Annotated in this window: 21 protein-coding genes; 14 read left to right on the plus strand and 7 right to left on the minus strand. The window is 63.3% G+C overall.

Annotated features, from left to right (window positions below; all coding sequences use genetic code 11):
• Positions 1–9: 9 nt before the first annotated feature.
• The 5 genes from deoC to PVE73_RS23485 all read right to left on the minus strand — a co-directional run bounded on the left by deoC (position 10) and on the right by PVE73_RS23485 (position 6,138).
• Positions 10–1,002: a deoxyribose-phosphate aldolase gene (deoC, locus tag PVE73_RS23465; RefSeq protein WP_277364557.1), complete on the minus strand. Its 993-nt coding sequence runs from the start codon at positions 1,000–1,002 to the stop codon at positions 10–12.
• A gap of 44 nt (positions 1,003–1,046) precedes the next feature.
• Positions 1,047–2,066, minus strand: a complete 1,020-nt coding sequence (locus PVE73_RS23470) for a galactitol-1-phosphate 5-dehydrogenase (protein WP_277364558.1) — start codon at positions 2,064–2,066, stop codon at positions 1,047–1,049.
• Positions 2,067–2,131: 65 nt separating this feature from the next.
• The gene (locus PVE73_RS23475; RefSeq protein WP_277364559.1) at positions 2,132–3,682 is read right to left on the minus strand and encodes an FGGY family carbohydrate kinase; all 1,551 of its coding nucleotides are present in this window, start codon (positions 3,680–3,682) and stop codon (positions 2,132–2,134) included.
• A gap of 10 nt (positions 3,683–3,692) precedes the next feature.
• Positions 3,693–5,294 (minus strand): alcohol dehydrogenase catalytic domain-containing protein, encoded by a 1,602-nt coding sequence (locus PVE73_RS23480; protein ID WP_277364560.1) that lies wholly within the window; start codon positions 5,292–5,294, stop codon positions 3,693–3,695.
• Complete coding sequence (locus PVE73_RS23485; protein ID WP_277364561.1) at positions 5,281–6,138, minus strand: MurR/RpiR family transcriptional regulator; 858 nt, start codon at positions 6,136–6,138, stop codon at positions 5,281–5,283. The genes PVE73_RS23480 and PVE73_RS23485 overlap by 14 nt, the downstream gene beginning before the upstream one ends.
• A 361-nt stretch (positions 6,139–6,499) precedes the next feature.
• Here PVE73_RS23485 and PVE73_RS23490 point away from each other — a divergent pair, with 361 nt between their 5' ends.
• From PVE73_RS23490 to PVE73_RS23535, 10 genes are all read left to right on the plus strand, one after another.
• Positions 6,500–7,678, plus strand: a complete 1,179-nt coding sequence (locus tag PVE73_RS23490) for an ABC transporter ATP-binding protein (protein ID WP_277364562.1) — start codon at positions 6,500–6,502, stop codon at positions 7,676–7,678.
• Positions 7,679–7,710: 32 nt separating this feature from the next.
• Positions 7,711–9,135, plus strand: coding sequence for an extracellular solute-binding protein (locus tag PVE73_RS23495; RefSeq protein ID WP_277364563.1), 1,425 nt, complete (start codon positions 7,711–7,713; stop codon positions 9,133–9,135).
• Between the two features lie 83 nt (positions 9,136–9,218).
• Positions 9,219–10,202 carry a sugar ABC transporter permease gene (locus PVE73_RS23500; protein ID WP_277364564.1) on the plus strand — a complete coding sequence of 328 codons (984 nt, stop codon included), beginning with the start codon at positions 9,219–9,221 and terminating at the stop codon, positions 10,200–10,202.
• Positions 10,203–10,218: 16 nt separating this feature from the next.
• Complete coding sequence (locus tag PVE73_RS23505; RefSeq protein ID WP_277364565.1) at positions 10,219–11,076, plus strand: carbohydrate ABC transporter permease; 858 nt, start codon at positions 10,219–10,221, stop codon at positions 11,074–11,076.
• 39 nt (positions 11,077–11,115) lie between these two features.
• Entirely contained in the window at positions 11,116–12,264 is a 1,149-nt protein-coding gene (locus tag PVE73_RS23510; RefSeq protein ID WP_277364566.1) for an ABC transporter ATP-binding protein, read from the plus strand.
• Positions 12,261–12,503 (plus strand): hypothetical protein, encoded by a 243-nt coding sequence (locus tag PVE73_RS23515; protein WP_277364567.1) that lies wholly within the window; start codon positions 12,261–12,263, stop codon positions 12,501–12,503. Before PVE73_RS23510 ends, PVE73_RS23515 begins: the two co-directional genes overlap by 4 nt.
• Positions 12,504–12,506: 3 nt before the next feature.
• On the plus strand, positions 12,507–13,463 hold the full coding sequence (locus PVE73_RS23520) for an ABC transporter ATP-binding protein (protein WP_277364568.1): 957 nt from the start codon (positions 12,507–12,509) through the stop codon (positions 13,461–13,463).
• Between the two features lie 11 nt (positions 13,464–13,474).
• Positions 13,475–14,263, plus strand: coding sequence for an SDR family oxidoreductase (locus PVE73_RS23525; protein ID WP_277364569.1), 789 nt, complete (start codon positions 13,475–13,477; stop codon positions 14,261–14,263).
• Between the two features lie 5 nt (positions 14,264–14,268).
• Positions 14,269–15,087, plus strand: coding sequence for a hypothetical protein (locus tag PVE73_RS23530; protein WP_277364570.1), 819 nt, complete (start codon positions 14,269–14,271; stop codon positions 15,085–15,087).
• Complete coding sequence (locus PVE73_RS23535; protein WP_277364571.1) at positions 15,087–16,385, plus strand: hypothetical protein; 1,299 nt, start codon at positions 15,087–15,089, stop codon at positions 16,383–16,385. The genes PVE73_RS23530 and PVE73_RS23535 overlap by 1 nt, the downstream gene beginning before the upstream one ends.
• 102 nt (positions 16,386–16,487) lie before the next feature.
• Here the strand turns inward: PVE73_RS23535 and PVE73_RS23540 are convergent, their stop codons facing one another.
• Together PVE73_RS23540 and PVE73_RS23545 are read right to left on the minus strand one after the other, a co-directional pair.
• Complete coding sequence (locus PVE73_RS23540) at positions 16,488–16,613, minus strand: hypothetical protein (RefSeq protein WP_277364572.1); 126 nt, start codon at positions 16,611–16,613, stop codon at positions 16,488–16,490.
• A gap of 138 nt (positions 16,614–16,751) precedes the next feature.
• Entirely contained in the window at positions 16,752–17,435 is a 684-nt protein-coding gene (locus PVE73_RS23545) for a FadR/GntR family transcriptional regulator (RefSeq protein WP_277364573.1), read from the minus strand.
• Between the two features lie 209 nt (positions 17,436–17,644).
• Between PVE73_RS23545 and PVE73_RS23550 the strand changes: the two genes are divergently transcribed.
• From PVE73_RS23550 to PVE73_RS23565, 4 genes are all read left to right on the plus strand, one after another.
• Entirely contained in the window at positions 17,645–18,616 is a 972-nt protein-coding gene (locus tag PVE73_RS23550) for a substrate-binding domain-containing protein (RefSeq protein WP_277364574.1), read from the plus strand.
• Between the two features lie 71 nt (positions 18,617–18,687).
• A complete protein-coding gene (locus PVE73_RS23555) occupies positions 18,688–20,196 on the plus strand; it encodes a sugar ABC transporter ATP-binding protein (protein WP_277364575.1) in 1,509 nt (502 codons plus the stop codon).
• 74 nt (positions 20,197–20,270) lie between these two features.
• Positions 20,271–21,257 carry an ABC transporter permease gene (locus PVE73_RS23560; protein WP_277364576.1) on the plus strand — a complete coding sequence of 329 codons (987 nt, stop codon included), beginning with the start codon at positions 20,271–20,273 and terminating at the stop codon, positions 21,255–21,257.
• A 1-nt stretch (position 21,258) separates the two neighbouring features.
• A complete protein-coding gene (locus PVE73_RS23565) occupies positions 21,259–22,125 on the plus strand; it encodes an aldose 1-epimerase (RefSeq protein ID WP_277364577.1) in 867 nt (288 codons plus the stop codon).

The raw sequence follows: 22,125 nt of genomic DNA on the forward strand, positions 1-22,125 counted from the left end.
CGACGCCTCCTATGCGAGCGCATGACGGCTCGACGCCGCGTAGCGGCCCGTCACGAAATGTTCGAGCTGGCGTTCTATATCAGCGAGCATGGACGACGCGCCGAGCCGGAAGAGGCTTGGCTCGAGCCATTCACGGCCCATCTCCTCCATCATCAGGAACTGCCAGTTGAGCGCGTCCTTCGCGCTCCTCATCCCGCCGGCCGGCTTGAAGCCGACCTTGTATCCCGTCGCGTCGTGATAGTCTCGCAGGGCGCGGATCATGACGAGGCTGACGGGCAGCGTCGCATTTATGCCCTCCTTGCCGGTGGAGGTCTTGATGAAGTCAGCGCCGGCCTGCATCGCCACCATCGAGGCGCCGTAGACGTTGCGCAGCGTCTGGAGATCGCCGGTGGCCAGTATCGCCTTCAGATGAGCAGCCCCGCAGGCCTCACGCATCGCCCGCACCTCGTGATGGAGAGCAGTCCAGTTGCCGCCCAGGACGTGCTCGCGGGTGATCACGATATCGATTTCGTGGGCGCCCTCCTCGACCGCATATCGGATCTCGGCAAGACGTAGCTTCAGCGGCATGAGGCCCGCCGGAAAGCCTGTTGCGACGGAGGCGACCGGAACGCCGCTGCCTTCCAGCGCCTTTACCGCATGCGGCACCATTGTCGGGTAGACGCAGACCGCGCCCGTCGTCAGCTTCAGCGCAGCGATGCCAAGGCCCTCGACGATATGTGGGGCGACAGGCTGCCTGGCCTTGGCGCACAGGCGCCGCACACGCTCGGCCGTATCGTCGCCGGCGAGTGTGGTAAGATCGATGCAGCGCACGGCGTTCACCAGCCACGCGGCTTGCCACTCCTTCTTCACCGAGCGTCGGGCAATCAGGCTCGCTGCCCGCCGCTCGGCCGCGCTGCGGTTTGCAGGATGCCCTTCGAACATCTCCGGCCGCAGCGCCGTACCGGGATTGCGGCGGTTACTAGCGGCCGCGATCGGGGCTGCGGATGCGGATTCGATATTCATGGTGTTCTCCCAGAAATGCACATTGGTGAGTTCCGTCATCACGCTCATGGCTTGAACAGAACTTTGGAGAAATGAATATCCTTCGCCGCAAAGCGCTGAAAGATGCCCGGCAATTCGGCCAAATCCAGATCGTGCGAGATCAGGAATTCCCAGCGGAGTTCCCCGGTGCCGAACTTTTCCAGCGTCGTCGTCCACTGCGGACCCGGGAAGGGCGGCCCGAAGCTGTTCCACGAGCCGTGCAGGGAAACCTCCTGGCGCAGGAAATGCTGAAAGGTCTTGTTGTCAAGTTTCACGTCGGGTACGGGAATCCCGATGAAGGTGACATGCCCGCCGGGACCGGCCAGCGTGACCGCGCTGTTGATCGTCGCGTCGATGCCAACCGCCTCGATCACGAGGTCCGCGCGCACGTCGCTGGAGGGCAGGTCCTGGGAGAGAATGCAGTGCGACGCTCCCGCCTCGCGGGCAAGCTCCAGCTTTTCCTCCGAAACGTCGATAGCGACCACCTCGCTCGCGCCCATGAGCCGCAGCCACTGGATGGCGAACAGGCCGATGGGGCCGCAGCCGACCACGGCGCCGGTCTTGCCGACGGAGATGCCTCCCGCCTTCCAGATCGCGTGAAGCGCAATGGAGGCCGGGTCTGTCATGGCGATGGCACGGGGGTCCAGATGTTGCGGCGCCTTGATCAGGTTGCCGACCGGGACGGCGACATATTCCGCATAGGCGCCATCGCGACGGCTGCCGAAATAGTCGTAGTCGGTACAGCGCGAGAAATTGCCGGTGAGGCACTGGCTGCATTGGCGGCACGGCAGCAGCGGCGCGATCGCCACCAGTTCGCCGACACTCCACCCCTCGGCACCCTCGCCAAGCTCGCTGATGCGGCCGGCGAACTCGTGCCCCGTGATCAGGGGCATTTTCCAGGCGCCCTTAACCAGCATGCGCGGCAGGTCGGAGCCGCACACCCCGACCGAGGCCACGCGCACGAGGACATGGCCTGGACCTGCTTCCGGCCGTGGACGTTCCTCAAGCCGGATGTCGCCGGGCGAATGAAGCACGATTGCACGCATGGCATTATTCCTGTGGTTGGTCGTCGTTCTTCCATCTGTCGCCAGCGCGGCGCGAGCCACCGCCGTCAGCCTTGAGCCGAAAGCGTTCGGTTCATCCGCGCGAAATACGGCGACAGCGTCGCCAGCGCGTCGATATAGGCGTCGACACAGGGGGTGTAGGCGGCCGTCATCTCCAGACGCGCCTTTGTCTCCGCGACAGGCTTGCCGGCGAACCGACGCGCCGTATCCGCCATGTCAGGGAACAGTCCGACCGCATGGCCGGCGATTATGGCGGAGCCCAATGTACCGAATTCCTCGCGTTCGAGGGAGCGGTAGTCGATCCCCAGCACGTCCGCCTTGATCTGCCGCAGCAGCGGGCTGCGGGCACCGCCACCGATGTTGATGGCGTGATGCGGATCGTAATCAGGCGCGATCTCGCGCACGGCGCGGAGATAGAACGCGTATTCGTAAGCGATGCTCTCCATGATGGCGCGCACCATGTGCGGCTTGCCGTGCCGCCAGGTCAGCCCCAGGAACGCACCGCGCATATCGGGGTCAATAGGCGTGTTGCGGCCCGAAAGATGCGGCAGGAACAGCAGCTTCTCCGATCCCGGCGGGATCGCAGCCGCCTCCTTGGCAAGCGCGTCGTAGGGATTGATGCCCTTGCTTTCGCATTCGGCCTTTTCGAGCGGCGAGACACTGTCGCGAAACCAGCGCAGATTCAGCCCGCCGCCCGCCACATAGGCCATCGGGAAATAGAGCCCGCGGATCACATGCGGGCATGTCATCAGGCACTTGTATTTCGTGTCCGTGCCGAAATGGTCGATGATGGTGGCGAAGACCGAGGCCGTACCCGAAGTGTCGAACACCACGCCGGGATCCACCAGGCCACCTCCAAGCACATTCGCGCTCTGATCTCCGCAGCCCGCGGCGATCGGCAGCCCTTCCGGCAATCCGGTTTTGCGGGCCCAGTCGGAAGTCAGTTGCCCGATGATCTCCCAAGGCTCCACGATCCTCGGGAATTTTGAGCGGTCGAGGCGGTAGCGGGCCAGGAGCGTTTCGTTCCACTCGGCGGTTTCGCCGGAGCCAAAGCCGGAGAAGACGAGATAGGTGCGGTCCATGAAGGCATCGGCCCCGGATAGCCCAGCGAGCCGGCCGGCCACATAGCCCGCCGGCTGGATGAAGCTCGCGATGCGGTTCCAGACGTCGGGCTTGTCGCGCCAGTAGAGAAAGCGAGGGGCATGATTGAAGGCGAGCGCCATGCCGCAGGTGCGGATGATCTCGCTCTCGTGCGTGCGCAGTTCCTCCAGCCAGGGGGCGCAGCGCGTGTCGAGCCAGCTGTCGTAGTGGGTGACGGGATTCCAGTCGCCATCGACGGCCATGATGCCGGCCATCTGCCCGTCCAGCGCCATGGCGGCGATCCGCGACGCATCGAGGCCGGACGCCTTCAGCGCTGCGCGGATCGTACGGATCGCGGAACCGAAAATCTCCTCGGGATCCTGTTCCACCTGGCCGGGGCCGGGATAGCGCAGGATCGATTCCTCGAATGCGTCGCCCACCAGGCGCCCGTTGCGGTCGTAAATGCCGGTCTTGGTTCCGGTCGTGCCGATGTCTATCCCGATCGCATGGTCTCGCATGGGATCCTCCTTATCTCCCCTGCTCCCGTTCCGTCTCCCCGATCAATCGTTGCTCCTGTCCGCCATCCCAAGGGTCGGCGAGCAACCGGAAAGGCAGGTCGGGCGAATGCGGATAGATGACGATCTTGCCCGAGACCGCGCCGCGGTCGACCGCCTCCAGGGCCTTCGGCAAGTCCTTCAGGCCGCTGATGGCCTTCAGGTTCGCCAGAAGGTCGAGTTCCCCCCTCTCGACCCGGCTGAGCACGTCCTTCATATCCTGGACCGAACATCCGGTAGAGCCGGTGAATCGTTTGCCGGAAACTGCCACGCCCGCCAGGTCCAGGAGGATCGGGTTTCCATAGGCGAAGCCGGAAAAGACGGCGAGCATTCCCCCCGGCGCGAGCCATCGGGCGGCGCCGGCGACGGCTTGAGGATCAGGCACCACGACCACTGCGTCGTCGAGCCCTGAAGGTGCCGCAGCCGTCACCGCTTTTTCGGCGTCGGCAGTCTCCGCGATCACAAGCCTCTTGCCCTTGGCGGCCGCCATTGGCCTGAAGTCGGCTTCCAGATCGGCCAGCCGCTTGGCGTTGCGCGATGTGGCGATGAGGGTCGAGGGTCCGTTCTCCAGTTGCAGGAGGCGATGGACGTGGATGCGGCCCATCGCGCCTCCAGCGCCATGCACCAGTGCCACGCCTCCTGGCCGGACGTCGAAGCGCTGACGCTCCGGCGCAAGTGCCTGAAGGATATCTGCGTCCGTGGTTCCGACGAAGGCGAGCCCGTCATAATGTATCCGCGCGGGGTCGACCCGAACGGCGCGAGCCGGCGTCTGACGCGCCTGCAGGAGCAGGCCTCCTTCACGCAGAAGGACAGGAAGGCGGGCAAGCGCACCTTCGTCAAGCTCTCCTAGCGCAATGATGTCGTCGAAGCGCTGGTCGGCAATCTCGCTCAGACTTGCCCTGCGCTCGTCCTCTATACCGAGGCTCGAGGGCAGGATGCATTTGTCTTGCCCCACCACAATTGTTCTTTGCCACCGTACGGGACGCGAGGCGTCGTACCGCTCCGCCCCCGGGCCGAGATAGACGAGAGCTGAACCATTGCCAGCAAGCGTCCGCCTCACATTGGGGCGATAGGCGCGCTCGACACAGCCATAGGGCTCCAAGAGGGCGATCTCGGCCGCGGACAACCGTTCCGGTACGTCGAAGACGTGGCCGGAGAGAGCGTCCGGCCCGAGCCGCAAATATTGCGCGAAGCCGCCCGGCACGTCGAAGCCGATGGTCCGGCGCCTACCATTGATCCGCATCGCCGGCTGCAGCCCAAGGCGCTGGCCGGGGCGAAACCTTTCGCGCTGAGCCTCACCCACCTGTTCCACGCGAAGGCTCACCTCATGTCCGAGAACCGTATCTTCGTTGCCATCCGACTCGGCCAGGAGAGGGTGGTCGACGCCCATACGCACAGCCTTGATATCCGACGAGCAGATGCAGACCGCCTCAACGCGCGCGATCACCTCATCGGGCGCAGGCGGAGAAAGCGGAGCCGTCTCGGGCCGAGACCGAAGCAACGTGTCGAGCGGCTCCCCCCGATGTATCCAACGCAGGTTGATCCCAGCCTCCTCGTCCGTTTCACTCACTGCCATCATATTGTCTCACGCGACGACTCTGCTGGATGAAGGCATCTCCCCGCCGCACCGAGGCGAGCGAGCTGTCATAGTCCTGCACCGCGACGAGCGAGTAGAGGACATCGATCGTCAGCAGCTGACCGAACTTGCTGACCATGCTCTCGTAGAGGGGTTCGTCGCCGGCCGCGGCGTAGCCGGTCGGCGTCACCAGAACCGTGTCGGCGATGCGGGCGAGCGTCGATTCAGCGAAGGAAGTGATGGCGATGGTTCCGGCGCCGGCTTCCCGTGCCGCCGTCAGCGCAAGGACGGTCTGATGCGTTCGTCCCGAATCGCTGATCGCGATCGCCACCGCGTCCGGCCGGACAGCCGTGGCCGCCAGGAGCTGGCTGTTGCGGTCCCGGTGGAATGTCGCCGGCTTGCCGATGCGTGAAAATCGCATGAGGGCATTCTCTGCGGCCAGTGTCGAGAGCCCCGCGGCGAAGAAATACACCGCCGGCGCCTGACGGATCATTTGTGCAGCGCTTTCGAGAGCCGAGGGGTTGAGCGTCGAGAGACAGGCGCGCGCCACATCGGCATTGCGGTGAGCGACCTTCGTCAGGATCGTGGAGGCTGTATCGCCACGCCCGATGGTCTCGTAGATCGAGCTTTGTCCGCTCGGCCCATCGTCCTCTGCCGACACCCTTTCCTCGGCCATTCTGATTTGAAAGGCCCTGAAACTCGAAAGGCCGACCTCTCGCACGAAGCGGCTGATCGAAGCCTCGGACACGTCGCAAGCTGCGGCGAGTTCCTTGATGTTCATGCCGCTCACCTTAGAGGGGCGCGCCAGCACCGTGTCGGCGACCGCCTGCAATGTGGGTTTCAATCGACCGCGGATACTCTGAATGTGTTCAAGGAGCCCGATCTCACCATTCATTCTGTCGTTGGCCTCTCGCTTGAACGCAGCGCGTTGGAGCGGTCCCGGCGCTGGCAGGCTCAACATAGCCCGACATGAAATTTCCTTTCAAGGATTTTTTTATACTCGACAGAGAATTTCATGATTGCTATCGTTTTGCCTGTAACTGGCGTGAACCGAGCTCGCAGCAGAGCCGGCAAGGCGCCACGGGAGGAGGTTCAAGGATGTTCTGTGTTTATCCAAAGAATCCGTGGCCGAATCTCCGGCCCGGCGGGACCTCCCGCCGCCCGCTCGCGGCCACCCGGCGTAGCGTCTAGCTTGAGGAAACCTCATGGCCGAACTTCGCCTCGAGAAGCTGTCCAGGCGTTTCAAGGGAGGGATTGAAGCCCTGAGCGGAGTCTCGTTCGAGGTGGCCGATCGGGAGGCGGTGTTCCTCCTCGGTCCGTCCGGTGCCGGCAAGACGACGACGCTGCGCCTGGTCGCGGGGCTGGAAGTCCCAACTGAAGGAAGCATCCGGATCGGTGGTCGGGATGTCACTCACTGGCAGCCCCGCCAGCGCAACCTGGCCATGGTCTATGACAAACATTCGCTCTTTCCCCATTTGACGGTGTTCGACAACCTCGCCTATCCCCTGCGCAACCGGAAGCTGCCGAATGCGGAGATCAGGTCGCGTGTAGACACGGTGGCCGAGATGCTGCAGGTCGGCGAACTGCTCGGCCGTTATCCCTCACAGCTTTCCGGCGGCCAGATGCAGCGCGTGGCCATCGGCCGGGCGCTGGTTCGGGATGCCGACGTCTATCTTTTCGACGAGCCTATATCGCATCTCGACGCCAAGCTGCGCGCCAGGATGCGCGTCGAGTTCAAGCGCCTGCAGCGCGATTTCCAGGCGACGATGCTCTACGTCTCGCACGACCAACTCGAAGCAATGACCATGGCCGACCGGATCGTGCTGATCAATCGAGGCCGCATCGAACAGATCGCTGCCCCCCAGCAGCTGTTTGACTGCCCCGAAACCCTGTTTGCGGCGACTTTCGTAGGCGAGCCGGCAATGAACACCTTCGCCGCCGTGCTGACGGAGGAGAACGGCGGGTTCGGGCTTCGCGTCGGCAGCTCCCGTATCGAGCTCGATCACGATTGGCTGACGTCGGGCACGGCGATCTCTCCCGAAGCGGACTACGTGGCCGGCATCCGCCCGCAGCATATCACGCTGGCTGGCGCAGACGAGGCGGGGGAGAACCTGGTGCGAGGCCGCGTGTTCGCGGTCGAGACTCTCGGCTCGCGCATCGTCTTTGACATCGAGGCGGAGGGGACCGTCGTTCGCATCCTGACCACAGTCGACATCGGCCGGCGGTTTCCGCGTCAGAGCGGCAAGCCGATCGCCTTCAGGATCGCGCCCGAGTTTCTCTACCTCTTCGACGCGCGGACCGGACATACCGTGCGCCATGCGCAGTTCGCCGGACGGGAGGCCAAGCCGACGAATTCAGCTGCGCCGGGCGCAAGGAGGCAGTGAGACCTGAACAGGTTAACCAGGAGGAGAAAACGATGAGACGGCGCATCCAAACGGCCCTAGCCACGGCCCTGACGTTTTCCGTGGCCGGAACGACCATCGCCTTGGCGCAAACCGAGGCACAGCGGGCGCTCGCCGGAGCGGAGATCCGGTTCCTTCAGCCGGCCATGCCGCAATTCGCGGCCCTGGGGAGGTTCATCCCCGAATTCGAGGAGAAGTTCGGGATCAAGGTCACGGTGGACGAGATCCCGTTCGACCAATACCGCCAGCGCTCGCTGGTCGAGATGCAGCAAGGCACGGGCGCCTACGACATCTACGCCGTGGATGTGATGTGGCTCGCCGAATACGCGACGGCGAACTTCCTCGAGCCGCTCATGCCCTACGTGAAGAACACCGATCTGACCGATGCAGATTACGACATCAACGACTTCCTGCCGCGCGTGATCAGCGGCACGGGTGTCTGGGACGATGTCCTCTACACCATTCCGCTCGGGGCCGGTCCTGTCGGCACTACCTTCCGGCGCGATGTGGCCGAGGAAGCCGGCATTACTATGCCGGAGCGCTTCTCGCCAGAGTTCACCACCGACTTCATGTACGAGGCCGCAGCCAAGGTCCACAATCCGGAATCGGGCATGATGGGCTTTGCTCAGATGCCGGGCCGCTGGTTCTGGGGCATCACCTACCTGCCGTATCTATACGCGTTCCAGACACCCGAGACGGTAGGCAACGAATATGTCGACAAGGACTGGAAGATCACCATCAACAACGAGCGCACGATCGAGTCGATCGACTATTTCGTGAGCTTCAGGGATTTCATGCCGGCCGACAGCGCCAATTGGGGCATCGACGAGGCGACATCGATGTACCAGTCCGGACGGGCCTTCGGCCTGTGGAACTACCAAGACTTTATCAAAGGCTTTTTCGAGGACGAGGAGACCCATCCGGACATCGCCGGCAAGAACGTGCACCTGCACACGCCTGCCGGACCGCATGGGGTCATCGATCCGTGGTTCGGCGCGTGGTCGTTCGGTCTCTCCCGCGATTCCCGGCAGAAGGACGCGGCCTGGGTCTTCATCCAATGGATGACTTCCAAGGAGATCCAGGAACGGGCGACTGAGTTCGGTGCCGGACCCTCGCGCCACTCGACCTACAAGTCGGAGACTCTTGCCCGTCACCAGCCCTGGTGGGTGGACGTCTACGACTTCATGCTCAACGATACTAATCCGGACGAGCGCATCCGTGTACCGGAATGGGCAGAGATCTCGGACATCATGGGTGAGGAAGGCAACCGGGTCTGGATCGGCGAGATCGATGCTGCGACCGCGGCCGCCAATATGGAGCGGCGCATGACCGAGGTGATGCGTCGCGGTGGCTACTACATCCCCGGCCGCACCGATCTGCCACCCCAGCATTGGCGCGATCTGAGCTACTATGATCGCCTGCCGTCCGAGTGGAAATGATCTGAAGTCTCGCGGTCCGGGCGTGTCGACGCCCGGACCAGACAAACCAGGAGCGCGCTGCGACCAGCGATGAGAACGAGCGGATGACGGATACAAAGCTCTTCGCGGACGGAAAGCTCGCTTCGGCCGAGCCGGTCGGGACCACGGGACGCAAGGGGATATGGGCCCGCCTGGGACCTTCCAACCCTGCGGCGTTCCCCTGGATCCTGATGGCGCCGACGCTGATCGTGCTGTTCGCGTTCGGCATTTACCCGTTCCTCAACGCGCTCTACCTCGCGAGTCAGAACGTCATCCTGTCGCGACCCCACTCCCCGCGCTTCTTCGTCGGGCTCTATCAGTATCAAGCCGTGATCCAGGATCCCGAATTCTGGCACGCGCTAAGGACAACGGTCTGGTTCACGGTTCAGGCGGTTTTCATCCAGTTCTGGCTCGGGCTCGGGCTGGCGCTGCTCTTCCAACGCGCCATACGCGGCGCGAGCATCCTGCGCATCTTCATCCTCATTCCGATGATCCTGCCGCCCTTGGTCGCGGCGCTCATCTGGCGATACATGTTCTATCCTGGCTCGGGCCTGGTGACCTACTATGCCGGCGGGGTAACGCGGGCCCTTGGCATGGGCGCGATACCCTTCCTGTCCGATCCCACCATCGCCTTTCATACGCTGGTCTTCGTGGATGTCTGGGAATGGACGCCCTTCATGTTCCTCATGATGACGGCCGGGCTCGCCTCCATTCCCCGTCAGCCCTACGAAGCGGCGGAGATCGACGGTGCGTCCGGCTGGCGCGTTTTCTGGACCATCACCATGCCGCTCCTCAAGCCGGCGATCCTGATCGCCGTCGTCATCCGGATCATGGACGCTTTTCGCACCTATGAGCTGATCGTCGTGATGACGCGGGGCGGTCCGGGCAATGCCACGACGACCCTCAACGTCTACCTCACCAAGACGGGTCTGGAATTCTTCGATGCCTCCAAGGCGGCCGCCATTTCCCTGATCATGATGATGATCATCATCGTCATGAGTCTCATTTTCATTCGCGCCATGCGGATGCGCTCCGACAGCGCGGCATGAGGAGCGAGGAAGCGTGATGGCTCATTTCAACACCTCGATCGTCTCTCCCGACGCCCCGCACGTGCAGCGGAACTGGTGGGTCTACCTTGTCATCCTGCTGGTGTGCGTCATCAATTTTGTGCCCTACCTCTATGTGGTGATGACGGGCTTCATGGATGCAGCGACGTCCAACCAGCCGAACCCGCAGTGGATATTCAAGCCGACGCTGGAAGCCTTCCGCTTCCTGATCTTCGAGAAGAACCTGATGCACAATTTCAGGAACAGCGTGATCGTGTCGCTGTCGGCCACGTTCTTTTCGGTCACGCTCGGTATGTTCTGCGCCTACGCCATCGCCCGCTATGATTTTGCCGGACGTGACGACGTCTCGTTCTGGGTGCTCACCAACAGGATGATGCCGCCGGTGGCAGTGCTCATCCCGATGTTCGTGACCTTCCAGACGCTGCGGCTGCTCGACACGCTGACCGGCCTGATCATCCTCTACACCGCGATGCAGCTTCCGTTCGTGGTGTGGATGCTGACGGGCTATTTCCGCGACATCCCGCGGCGCTACGAGGAATCGGCGATGGTCGACGGAGACACCTGGTTCCAGGCGTTTCGGAAAGTGACCCTGCCTCTCATGATGCCCTCCATCACGGCGACGGCGATCTTCGTGATGATCCTGTCCTGGAACGAGTATGCCTTCGCCATTTTCCTGACCTCGACCCAGGCCAAGACCATGCCGCCCGCCATCGTCGCCTATTCAATCGGCGCCAACATCTCCTGGAACGTGCTGGGCGCCGCCGTTGTCATGATCACCGCCCCGTTGATCCTCTTCGTGCTGCTCGTGCAGCGCCAGCTGATCAGCGGCCTTTCACAGGGAACCTTGCGCAAATGACCATGTCGTTTCATCGAACCAAACGGGCGAACTTCATCGATGGCTGAGCTGCAGGTGGAGAAGCTGGTGAAGCGCTTCGGCTCGCTCACGGCAGTAGACGGGGTCGATATGAGGATCGGCGATGGAGAGTTCGTCTTCCTCCTGGGCCCGTCCGGCTGTGGAAAGACGACCACCCTGCGCATGGTTGCCGGTCTAGAGATGCCCAGCGAAGGGCGCATCGACATCGCAGGGCGCAACGTCACCTATTTGCGGCCGCGCTACCGCAATGTCGGCATGGTGTTCCAGGATTACGGACTCTATCGTCACATGACCGTGTTCGGAAACATCGCCTACCCGCTGAAAGTCAGGCGCATGCCGAGAACTGTCATCGCGGAGAAGGTGCGGGCAGTGGCAGAGACCATGCAGATTGCCGACGTTCTCGACCGGATGCCTGATCAGCTTGCCGCCGGCCAGCTGCAACGCGTCGCCATCGCGCGCATGCTCGTGAGGGATGCCGACATTTTCCTCATGGACGAGCCGATGTCGCATCTGGATGCCCAGCTGCGCGGGCAGATGCGAGCCGAGCTGCGCCACATCCAGAAGGAGGTCGGCGTCACGACGATCTTCGTCACGCATGACCAACTGGAAGCGATGACGATGGCGGACCGCATCATCGTGATGAACAACGGCAGGATGCTGCAGGTGGCGACGCCGCTTGAGATATTCGAACGGCCCGCCGACGAGTTCGTCGCAACCTTCGTAGGCGAGCCGCAGATGAATGTCATGAATGCCACTCTGCGGCGCTCGGACGGCCGGCCCGTTGCCGATGTCGGGCCTTTCGCCGTGCCGCTCGATGGGAAGTGGGCGCAGGCGAACGGTCTCGGCAAGTACGAAGGAGACAGGGTCCGGATCGGAATCCGGCCCGAGCATATCGGCGTCGCCGCCGCCATCAGCGAGGAACACAAGATCGCGGCCGAACTCTATTCTTTCGAGCCGACCGGAGCGGAAAACCTCTATGTCCTGCGTGCCGGCGGCATTGAGATCACGACGCGCAGCTCGACCACGGAAACGCGAAACCTCGCCAAGCAGGAGGGCGCTCGCCTCGCCCTGCGTTTCGATCCGAACTGGATCTATCTGTTCGACCCGGGGGATGGCCGCACAATAGCCCACGCGGCCGCGAGCAGCATCGACGTCGAGGTTGCGGCATGAAGAACACGATCGGACTGCTTGTCATCCTTGCACTGCTGCTCGGCTCCTGCACCGTGATGACGGGCAACCTGTCCCACTGGCCGGCCACAGCGGCCGCGGCCGCCGTCATCGTGCTGATGAAGATCGTCAACGACCGCGTGAAAATCCTGCGCTGGCCGATGGAGTTCCTGCTGGCGTCGGCTGTCACCATGATCGTGATCAATCTCGCACGCCTCTACACGATCGAACCCGTCTTCTGATCCATGGCAACGGAGCACGCCCTACGCATTTCGGGACTGACGCGCTCCTTCGGGCGAAAGCGGGCGGTCGACGGGGTCGACCTTTCCGTCGAGCGCGGGGAGATACTCGGCTTCCTTGGCCCCAATGGTGCCGGAAAGACCACGCTGATGAACCTGGTGATGGGGCTGATCGCACCCGATGGCGGCGAGATCGAGCTGCTTGGGATGAAAGGCGGCGCGCGCAACCGGGAGGTGCGGCTGCGCGTCGGCTTCCTGCAGGAGAAGCCACGCGTCTATCCCGAAATGCCGGCCCGGGCCTATCTGGAACTTTTCGGCCGTCTCTACGGCGTACCCGCCACTCGCTCCCGCGTCGCCGAGGTTTTGTCGCGCGTCGGACTCGCGGAAGCGGACGACCGGCCGCTCGGCACCTATTCGCGCGGCATGCAGCAGCGCGCCTGCCTTGCTCGCGTGATGCTGCACAACCCTGAATTCCTGCTGCTTGACGAGCCGACGCTCGGCCTCGACCCGACGGGGGTTGCCGAGATGCGGGACATCCTGCGCGAGGTGCGGGCCTCCGGAACGACCCTTTTCTTTTCCTCGCACCAACTGGCCGAGATGGAGAGGATCTGCGATCGCGTCGCATTCATGAAGGATGGGAGAGTGATCGCGGTCGGCAGTCCGGCCGAGCTCCTTCCATCAGGGGGCACGGATGTTCTGCGCGTGGAGGTCGCCGAGCGCGTCCCCCCCGCGCTTTCCGCTATGCGCGAACTTGCCGGTATCAGGGAAGCCAAAGAAACGGGAAATCATACGGCGGAAATCCTGCTCGAAACGGACGGAGTTCAGGATCCGAGAGAGGCCCGCGCCGCGCTTTCGCGATCTCTCACAGGTCTCGGCCTGACCGTGCTTTCGGTCAGCGCTACCAGTCGCAGCCTGGAGGATGTCTTTCTCGCCCTGGCTGGACCCGGAACGACGACGCATTAGGGAGCAATACAATGGATTTGGGCTATAAGGGAAAACGCTGCCTCGTCACTGCCTCGACCGGAGGTCTTGGCTTTGCCATCGCCCGCAGCATGGCACACGAGGGCGCCACGGTGGTCGTCAATGGCAGAACCGCGGAGAAGGCCGGAAACGCGGCTGCTCAAATCGCGTCGGAGGTCGCCGGCGCCGACGTGGAGACGGTCGTCGGCAACAGCGGCACGGCGCAGGGATGCGCCGCCATCATCGAGGCCTGCCCGGACGTGGACGTGCTGGTTATCAATCTCGGCATCTACGAGGCAGTGGACATATATGAGGCCGGCGACGACCGCTGGTACGAACTGATCGAGATCAATGTGATGAGCGGGGTGCGGCTCGCCCGTTATTATCTGCCGAAGATGCTCGAGCGCGACAGCGGCAGGGTCATCTTCATGGCAAGCGAGTCGGCGATCAACCCGGCTCCCGAACTGCCAGCCTACAGCGCCACAAAGACCATGCAGCTTTCGCTCGCTCGCAATCTGGCCGAGACCACCAAGTCGACCAGCGTGACCGTCAATTCGGTGCTGCCGGGCCCCAGCCGGACCGAGGGTGTGGCGAAGCTGATCGCCGGTCTCTATCCCGGCGTGCCGACTGAAGAGGCAGAACGGCGCTTCATCGCGGAGAACCGGCCGACGTCGCTTATCCAGCGTCTATCGCGCCCCGAGGAGGTGGCCGATTTCGTGACCTTTCTGGGCAGCGCGCGCACAGGCATCGTCAATGGCGCGGCGCTGCGGATCGACGGCGGCCTCATTCGTACCGTCATGTAGCAACCATGCGAGACCTGCGCCCGCCCGGCCCTTTCGGCACGGTCCTGCTTCTCGCCCACAGGGAGCTTGTCGCCCGCCTGCTGTCGCCCTGGCCCTATGCCGCGGCAAGCCTGATCTGCGCGATCGCCTGGTTCTATGGCGCCGGCTTCCTGCGCAGCTTCGAGACGGAGTCGGTGCTCGTCACCACCGATCCTCTGGCGGCGCTGAACGTCATCGTCGTCATCGTGCTCGGTGTCGTGCTGGGATTGCGGCTTGCCGCCAGCCTGGCCTGGGAGCGGGAGCATCGCACGCTTGAGGTGCTGCTGGTCGGCCCCGTTTCTCACGAGGCGGTCGTGCTGGCGAAGTTTTGCGTCGAGCTGCTGCTCTTTGCGGCGCTGATCGCCGCCTACGTCGCCTATCTGCTGGTGGCCCAGCCGCTCGGCGCCGGCGTCATCGGGTTGACCGATGCCTTCGCGCTCGGTCGCATGCCGGTCCATGCCCTACCGCTCCTGGCGCTCGGCCTTCTGGCATCGGCCTGGGCGTACACCGTGCGCGGAGCGGTCGTCGCCTTTCTCGTGCTCGCCATGTTCGAAGTGCTGCTCGGCCTGTTAGGATCACGGCCGCCGCATGAACTAAGCCTCACGACCGCCTATCTGCACAGCGCCCTGAATGTCGTCGCCGTCGTTGTCGATCCAGTGTCGGCGGTCGCGCGGCTCTCCGATCTAGCGCAAGGGCTGACCGTGCAGACACCGTTTGCCCTGGCGCGGACCTTGATGGCGGTCGCCCTCACGCTCGTCACGCTGGCGCTGGCGGTGCTCGCGTCGCGACTGCGGGGGGCGGTCTGATGGCACCGCTCCGGTCGTTTTCCCTATGCGTGGCGCTCGTGCTTTCAGCTCTTGCGCCGGCCATGCCGGCCGCCGCGTTGGAGCCGGAGCAGCGCGAGGCGACCATCATCAGCGTAAGGGTCTGGGAAGGCCACGAATATCGTGAGGTCTTCATCCCCTCTACCAGCGATGAGATGAGCCTGATCGCCGGCCGGGACAGCGCGATCGCATATGTGCGCACGCTCGAATACTACTGGCCGCTGTCGCGCCGGATCTATGTGGATTTCCAGCGCCAGCGCGACCTCCTCGAGGGCGAGTTGGTGATCCGGCAGGACGGCGAGGAGATCGCGCGCGAGAGCCTCCGGCCCTTCTCGATCCTCTATCCCGAGGGCGCGGCGGTCGGGGAAGCCGAGCTGCTCTGGGGCGAGGAGGCCGAACGGGCCTATGCCGAGCACCGCGAGGCCGAGCGCGCCTTCGCTCGCGAGTTTGCTGCCGCACGCAGGGCGCATACCGCCTATGAGCGCCGGCTCCTGCAATCGGGTGCCGCGCGCCAGCCAGGGGAGGAGGCGGAAGTGATCGACCCACCGCCGCCATTGCCGGAGCCGAGCCTGCGGCTGGTGATGCCGCCGCAGCCAGGCTTCCGCGCCTCGCTGGATGCGGGCACTTACACGATCGCCTTGGAGCGCGACGGGCAAATTGTACCGGACACGCTGCGGCGTCTGCGCGTGGCGAGCCCGCCGAAGAATTCGGTGCTGGTCGCGGACATCGTTCCAGCCGAGCGGTGGACGCGTCCGCTAGCGGCCAACACTTCGGATGCACGCGTTTACGCCCGGCCGGGCGCGACTTTCTATCTGACCCTTGCTGAGGCAAACCAATATGCGGAGACCGACTACCTGCCGGTCGTCAGGCCGCAGGCCGAGCCGGTGGCCGGCCGCACGATATGGATCAGGCGCGGTCCGGCGTCCGTCGATCAGCTCGACATCCAGTGGCAGGCCGACGGCAACGAGACACTGGCCCGCGAGGCGCTCAAGGTGGAGCAGACGCGCGGCACCAGTTTCGGCTACAGGGTGCGCGCGGCACGGGAGGGAGAAGTGCCCGATCTCAATGCTTTCACCGTGACCGTGCCGGCCGATTCGTCGATTTCGCGTGGGGTAATCACGCGCGAGGCCGGCGCGCTACTACCGCTGAGGCGCGAAGTCGTCGTGGTCCAGCCTCGCAATACGGCGACGGGTCTCATCCTAGCGCTGGTCCCGCTCGCCGGCTTCCTGGCTTTCGCGGCATTTGGCAAGACAGCGCACCTGCCGCACCGATACCAGTGACTATCTCGGCCTGACAGTCGAGACGGCCCTCTCCACGGAACGCATAGGTTTTCGACTATACGCTCGCTGTAGTTTCAGCGGCATCCAGCCGCATTATACCTGTCATCTTGAAAAGCTTTTTTCATCGGAGGCGGCAGCGATGTTGGAGGCGACCGACGCACGGTAGAGATGGCGCCTCATCACATCCAGCAGCCCCGGAAGGTTCTTTCGTTCTATGTAGTCGATCATCTCAAAGTGCTCGGCTGCGCTCGCGCGACGGTATTCCTCCGTGGCTGCAGCGTCGATGAATAATATCAGGCGGTCGGCCCTCCACCTAAAGGCGGCTCGATTCTCAGCCTGCTTCAGTAGAAGCCGAGTTTGGGTCTCCTAATCCGCCTGAAGCGCGCGCTTCATGTCCTCGCGCGCCAAGGCAATCAGGTTCAGCATCTCCGTTTTGGCCCTATCCGGCTGACGCTGACGGATGGCTTCGTAGACGCTCCTGTGGGTCTCGATAGCTTCCGCATGCGACTGACTCGCTCGATTTGTCATGCGGAAGCTGGCCATCAGAGCAGCCCGAATTGCAACTATGAACTGCCGGTAGACCCAATTGTCCGAAGCTTCAATGATTGCGCTATGGAATGAAAGATCTGCCGCGCTCCAGCTCTCGGTGTCCCGTCCTTCCGACTCGATCATATCTGCAAAGGCTGCATCGATCGCCGCCAAGGCTCGCGGCGAGCCATTTCGCGCGGCCAGTGCTGCGGCCTCGGGCTCGATAAGGGATCGAGCGTCTACAAGATTCTCATAAAAGGAGCGGTCTTTGACGTGTTGTAAAGCTGACGACAAAACCGTCGGCTCTAGCAGGTTCCACTGCGCTTGAGGCTGAATCACCGTCCCAGCTCGGGGACGAGAGCGAATGAGGCCTGCCGCCACGATGTGCTGCAGGCTTTCGCGCAACGTAGTGCGGCTGACTCCAAAGCGCTCCAGCAGGGCATCTTCGGGCGGCAGCAGGTCACCTTCACTCCATTGTCCCGATACGATCAAATCCACCATTTCGCGCACGACAGACGTCATGGCCCTTCGGGTGCTCATTGGTGCTGCTAACTTGTGGTCGTGGTTCTGAGGCATGGCATCTCATCTGGCGAGGACGACAAGCTATCGCAGTTTGTAGAGGCAAGAGGCAAGCGTTTCCGTAATAAGTATGTTCTGTATTGACGATAGATAGTATTTATTATAGCCACGCGCTGTTATCAGGACCATGGGGAGGACCCCAGAGAGGAATCATGAAACACATGACCAAGGCCGCGCTGGCGGCTACCATCGCGCTTTGCGCAGTCGGCACGGCCGAGGCGCAGGACGATATTCGCATAGGCGCCATCTACATGGATGCGCAGGGCTTTTACGCGGGGGTCCGCCAGGGCATTCAGGATGCCGCCGCCGAGGCAGGCCGCGATCTCGAAATCATCGAGACCAACGCCCAGGGCGACGTTGCCCAGGAAAGCTCGTTCATGGACGCACTGATCGCGGCCAATGTCGACGCGATCATCACCTCTCCGGTTTCGGCCGACGGGTCCTACCGCTCCATCCAGCGCGCGCACGATGCCGGCATACCGGTGATCTGCTACAACACCTGCCTCAGCGAAGCCGACATGGAGGAGTTCGTCTCCGCCTATACGGTGGGCGATCCCTTCGATTTCGGCAACATGCTGGGCCTTGCCGCGGCGGATTACTTCGAGGCCGAGGGCATCACCGCTCCCAAGATCGCCGTTCTCAACTGTGAGTTCGTCGAGGTCTGCATTACCCGCCGTGAAGGCTTCGAGGCCGCATTGGCCGATCGGGGCATCGATTATGAAATCGTCGCCAACCAGGAAGGTGCAATTCTCGACAACGCCATCTCGGTCGCTTCCAACATTCTGACTGCCAACCCCGAGTTTGATGCGATTTTCGGCGAGGCTGGTGGCGCAACCTTGGGTGCAGCCCGCGCCATCCGTTCGCAGGGGCGCGTGGGCGAGGTCGTCGTCTTCGGCGGCGACATGACCACCGAGATTGCCCAGGAGCTAGAAGAGCACGACGTCATCAAGGCCGTGGTCGACATTTCGGGTCAGGGTATGGGTCGGCTGGCCTTCGAGCAGGCGGTCAACGTGATCGAGGGCAACCCGCCCGAGGGCATAAAAGTGCCGTATGAAATCGACCTCTATGCGTCTTCCGAGGACGGCGCCGGTTGGCAGGAAGCCCATCCCAACGGCATTCCGTGATCGGCTGACGACGGTCCAAACGCAAAGGGCGGCGCCCGTCCGGCACCGCCCTGATTGATCCAGAGGTTGCAATGCAGGTTCCCAACGCTCCGGTGGTGGCTCGGCTGTCCGGATGTTCCAAGCATTATCCGGGCGTCGTCGCGCTCCAGGACGCCGATTTCGAAATGCGCGCCGGAGAGGTGCGGGCGCTGCTGGGCAAGAACGGCGCCGGCAAGTCCACCATGATCCGGCTGCTGACCGGCGCCGAACTGCCCGACACCGGTTCGGTCGTCATCGACGGGCGGCCGCTGGAGGAACGCTTGAGCCGCCGCGCGGCGGAAGCCCATGAGCGGGGCGTGCGCGTGGTCTATCAGGAATTGAGCCTCGTCAGCGACATGTCGATCGCCGAGAACCTGTTTCTTGGGCGCTGGCCGCGCCGCAATGGCATTATCGACCATCGGGAGATGAAGAGACAGGCTCATGCCGCGCTCAGCCGTCTCGGCTTTGCGATCGACCCCGAGCGCACGGTCGCCAGCCTCAGCCCGGCCGAACGGCAGTTGATCGAGATCGCGCGCGTGCTGATCGGCGATCCCAAGATCGTCATCCTGGACGAGCCGACGTCCTCGCTGGCCGACGCCGAGGCCAAAAAGGTGCTGGCTGCCGTCCAGCGCATCGCGGCGGAAGGCATTTCGGTGATCTACGTCTCGCACCGGATGGGCGAAATCCGGCAGATCGCGGACGCGGTCACCATCATGCGCGATGGGCGCATCGTCGAGACGGTCCCCGTCCAGGGTGCCGATACGCGCGAAATCGTCAGGGTCATGCTCGGCACCGAGGCGGCCGAGAGCGCGCCCATAACGCCGGGTAAGCCCGGCAAGGCGGCCATTACGGTACACGAGGTCTCCCTAGCACCCAAGCTGCGCAAAATTTCACTGACGTTGCACGAGGGTGAGGTTCTGGGCATTGCCGGGCTTCTGGGATCGGGCCGCACCGAACTGCTGGAAGCGATCATGGGCATCCGCAAGCCCGACAGCGGAACGATCAGCGCCGGGGGTGGTGAGGTGACCGGGACCGATTACCGCGGCATGGTAGTTCGGGGCTTCGGTTTTACACCTGAAAGCCGGAAGGACGCGGGCATCGTGCCGATGCTGGGGGTCGATGAGAATGTCGTTGCCACCGATTTCCCCGCTGTCAGCCATGGTGGTATCCTCTCGTCGCGCAGGATCGCCCAGGCGACCCGGCGCGTGATCGAACGGCTTCACATCAAGACGGCGTCCACCGGCACACCCATCTCGACACTCTCGGGGGGAAACCAGCAAAAGGTCGTGATCGGCCGCTGGGTCCATGCGGGCAGCCGCGTGCTGCTTCTGGACGAGCCGACCCGCGGCGTCGACGTCAAGGCCAAATCGCAAATCTACGCGATCATCCGTGAACTGGCCGCGGAGGGACGCGCCATCCTGTTCGTCTCGTCGGAAATCGAGGAACTTCCGCTGGTCTGCGACCGCGTTCTGGTGCTGCGCGACGGCGAAATGATGGACGAGATGGCCGCGCCCGGCATCGATCAGGACAAGCTGCTGGCCGCCAGCCTGTCGGCCGCATGAACCGAGCACATGTTTTCTCAGGCATCGTGTGGACCGCACACGTCCCCCAAGCGTTCTAAGAAGAGGAGTTGGCGATGACCGCCACAGACATCCACTCCCGTCCGGCACGCCACTTCAACCTTGGCCGGCACATGAACGAATTAAGCCTACTGGCCGCGATCATCGTACTCTATATCGTGTTCGCATCCACTGCCCAGGGCTTTCTCACGGTCTACAACCAAGTCAATATTCTGCGCGACGCCGCCACGATCGGCATCGCCGCATGGGCGGTGACCCTTATCATCATATCGGGCGAGATCGACGTTTCGACAGGGCCGATGGTTGCCTTCATCTCCGTGATCCTGGCCTTCATGCTGCAATGGGGCTGGCCCACGATTCCCGCCATCGGCGTTGCGTTGCTCGTGGGCGCGCTTTTGGGCGGGACCGCCGGTGCACTTCGGGCATTCTTCGACGTTCCGTCCTTCGTCGCGACCCTGGGCCTGTGGTCGGCGCTGCGCGGTTCGGCGCTGTTTTTCACCGATGCCCTGCCGGTGTCGATCGGGCGCAATTCGATCGTCGACGCGCTGGACCGCCCGATCCTGGGCTTGCCGCCCGCCGCTATCATCATGCTGGTTCTGTTCGCGGTATTCTGGTTCGTGAGCAAGAAAACCGCATTCGGCCGCTCTGTCTATGCGGTCGGAGGCAACCCGCAGGCTGCGTTCCTCTCCGGGATCAACGTGCGCCGCATCCGCGTCATGGTCTTTGTCCTTGGGGGCCTGATGGCCGCAATCTCGGGCCTGCTGCTGCTGTCGCGCCTGGGATCGGGTAATGCGACCGCTGCCTCGGGTCTGGAATTTGACGTGATTGCAGCTGTTGTGGTCGGCGGCACGGCGCTTTCGGGGGGGCGCGGGTCCATGCTAGGCACGATGCTGGGTGTTCTGGCTATCACGCTCATCGGCAACGGCCTCATCCTTCTGGGGATCAATCCCTTCGTGCAAGAAGTCGTGCGCGGCGTCATCATCGTGGGCGCGGTGCTCGTCAACATGTACGCGATCCGGCGCGGGCAGGCCGGGAGGGGATAAATTGACTATTCTTTCGATCAGCTCAGCAGGAACGAGCGCCCGCATCTCGACCTACGGCGGTTGCATTCAAAGGCTGGACAAAAACGGCGTGCCACTGATGCGGCCCGCCGCCGACGATGCGCTGCCGATCGATAGCGCGTGCTATCCCCTTGTCCCGTTCGGCAATCGCGTCCGGGGCAACCGGTTCTCCTTTGCAGGGGAAGACCATGCCCTGACGCCGAATACGGATTGGGACAGCCATTACCTTCATGGCGAAGGCTGGCGTTCGGAGTGGGCGGTGGTCGAGACCGCCAGCCACCGCATCGTGCTGACCCATGGCCACGACGGCAGCGCCCTGCCCTATCGCTACGATGCGAAGCAGGCGTTCGAAGTCACACCCGAGGGCATGATCATGAGCATTTCGGTTACCAACCGGGGCCGGCCCATGCCCTTCGGAATCGGGTGGCACCCCCATTTTCCACTGACACCGCGCACCACACTTCACACCCAGACCGGCGCGATGTGGAGCGAGGAAGAAGGCTGGCTTCCGGGTAGTCCTGGCCCGGTGCCGTCCGATCTGGATTTCTCCGCGCCGCGCGAACTGCCTCGCCACTGGGTCAACAACGCGTTCGAGGGGTGGTCTGGTCGAGCCACCATCAACTGGCCCGAGCGTGACCTTTTACTGCAAATAGATGCCGATCCCGTCTTTACGACAATGTTCCTTTTCGTCTCCGACACGAGTTTCGATCCTGGCTACAAGCGAGACTTCTTTGCACTCGAGCCAATGAGCCATTTGGCCGATGGCCACAATCAGGCAGACCTGGGCGGCCTCAGGGTGCTTGAGGCGGACGAGACGCTTTGGGGCAGTCTCTGCATCAAGGCGGTTTGA

The sequence above is a fragment of the Chelativorans sp. AA-79 genome (genome assembly GCF_029457495.1).
Classification (GTDB): domain Bacteria; phylum Pseudomonadota; class Alphaproteobacteria; order Rhizobiales; family Rhizobiaceae; genus Chelativorans.

Bases quoted from the DNA above. Each gene is read 5' to 3' on its own strand.
- deoC (WP_277364557.1), bottom strand. From the start codon at position 1,002: ATGAATATCGAATCCGCATCCGCAGCCCCGATCGCGGCCGCTAGTAAC.
- PVE73_RS23470 (WP_277364558.1), bottom strand. From the start codon at position 2,066: ATGCGTGCAATCGTGCTTCATTCGCCCGGCGACATCCGGCTTGAGGAA.
- PVE73_RS23475 (WP_277364559.1), bottom strand. From the start codon at position 3,682: ATGCGAGACCATGCGATCGGGATAGACATCGGCACGACCGGAACCAAG.
- PVE73_RS23480 (WP_277364560.1), bottom strand. From the start codon at position 5,294: ATGGCAGTGAGTGAAACGGACGAGGAGGCTGGGATCAACCTGCGTTGG.
- PVE73_RS23490 (WP_277364562.1), top strand. From the start codon at position 6,500: ATGGCCGAACTTCGCCTCGAGAAGCTGTCCAGGCGTTTCAAGGGAGGG.
- PVE73_RS23495 (WP_277364563.1), top strand. From the start codon at position 7,711: ATGAGACGGCGCATCCAAACGGCCCTAGCCACGGCCCTGACGTTTTCC.
- PVE73_RS23500 (WP_277364564.1), top strand. From the start codon at position 9,219: ATGACGGATACAAAGCTCTTCGCGGACGGAAAGCTCGCTTCGGCCGAG.
- PVE73_RS23505 (WP_277364565.1), top strand. From the start codon at position 10,219: ATGGCTCATTTCAACACCTCGATCGTCTCTCCCGACGCCCCGCACGTG.
- PVE73_RS23510 (WP_277364566.1), top strand. From the start codon at position 11,116: ATGGCTGAGCTGCAGGTGGAGAAGCTGGTGAAGCGCTTCGGCTCGCTC.
- PVE73_RS23515 (WP_277364567.1), top strand. From the start codon at position 12,261: ATGAAGAACACGATCGGACTGCTTGTCATCCTTGCACTGCTGCTCGGC.
- PVE73_RS23520 (WP_277364568.1), top strand. From the start codon at position 12,507: ATGGCAACGGAGCACGCCCTACGCATTTCGGGACTGACGCGCTCCTTC.
- PVE73_RS23525 (WP_277364569.1), top strand. From the start codon at position 13,475: ATGGATTTGGGCTATAAGGGAAAACGCTGCCTCGTCACTGCCTCGACC.
- PVE73_RS23530 (WP_277364570.1), top strand. From the start codon at position 14,269: ATGCGAGACCTGCGCCCGCCCGGCCCTTTCGGCACGGTCCTGCTTCTC.
- PVE73_RS23535 (WP_277364571.1), top strand. From the start codon at position 15,087: ATGGCACCGCTCCGGTCGTTTTCCCTATGCGTGGCGCTCGTGCTTTCA.
- PVE73_RS23540 (WP_277364572.1), bottom strand. From the start codon at position 16,613: ATGATCGACTACATAGAACGAAAGAACCTTCCGGGGCTGCTGGATGTG.
- PVE73_RS23545 (WP_277364573.1), bottom strand. From the start codon at position 17,435: ATGACGTCTGTCGTGCGCGAAATGGTGGATTTGATCGTATCGGGACAA.
- PVE73_RS23550 (WP_277364574.1), top strand. From the start codon at position 17,645: ATGAAACACATGACCAAGGCCGCGCTGGCGGCTACCATCGCGCTTTGC.
- PVE73_RS23555 (WP_277364575.1), top strand. From the start codon at position 18,688: ATGCAGGTTCCCAACGCTCCGGTGGTGGCTCGGCTGTCCGGATGTTCC.
- PVE73_RS23560 (WP_277364576.1), top strand. From the start codon at position 20,271: ATGACCGCCACAGACATCCACTCCCGTCCGGCACGCCACTTCAACCTT.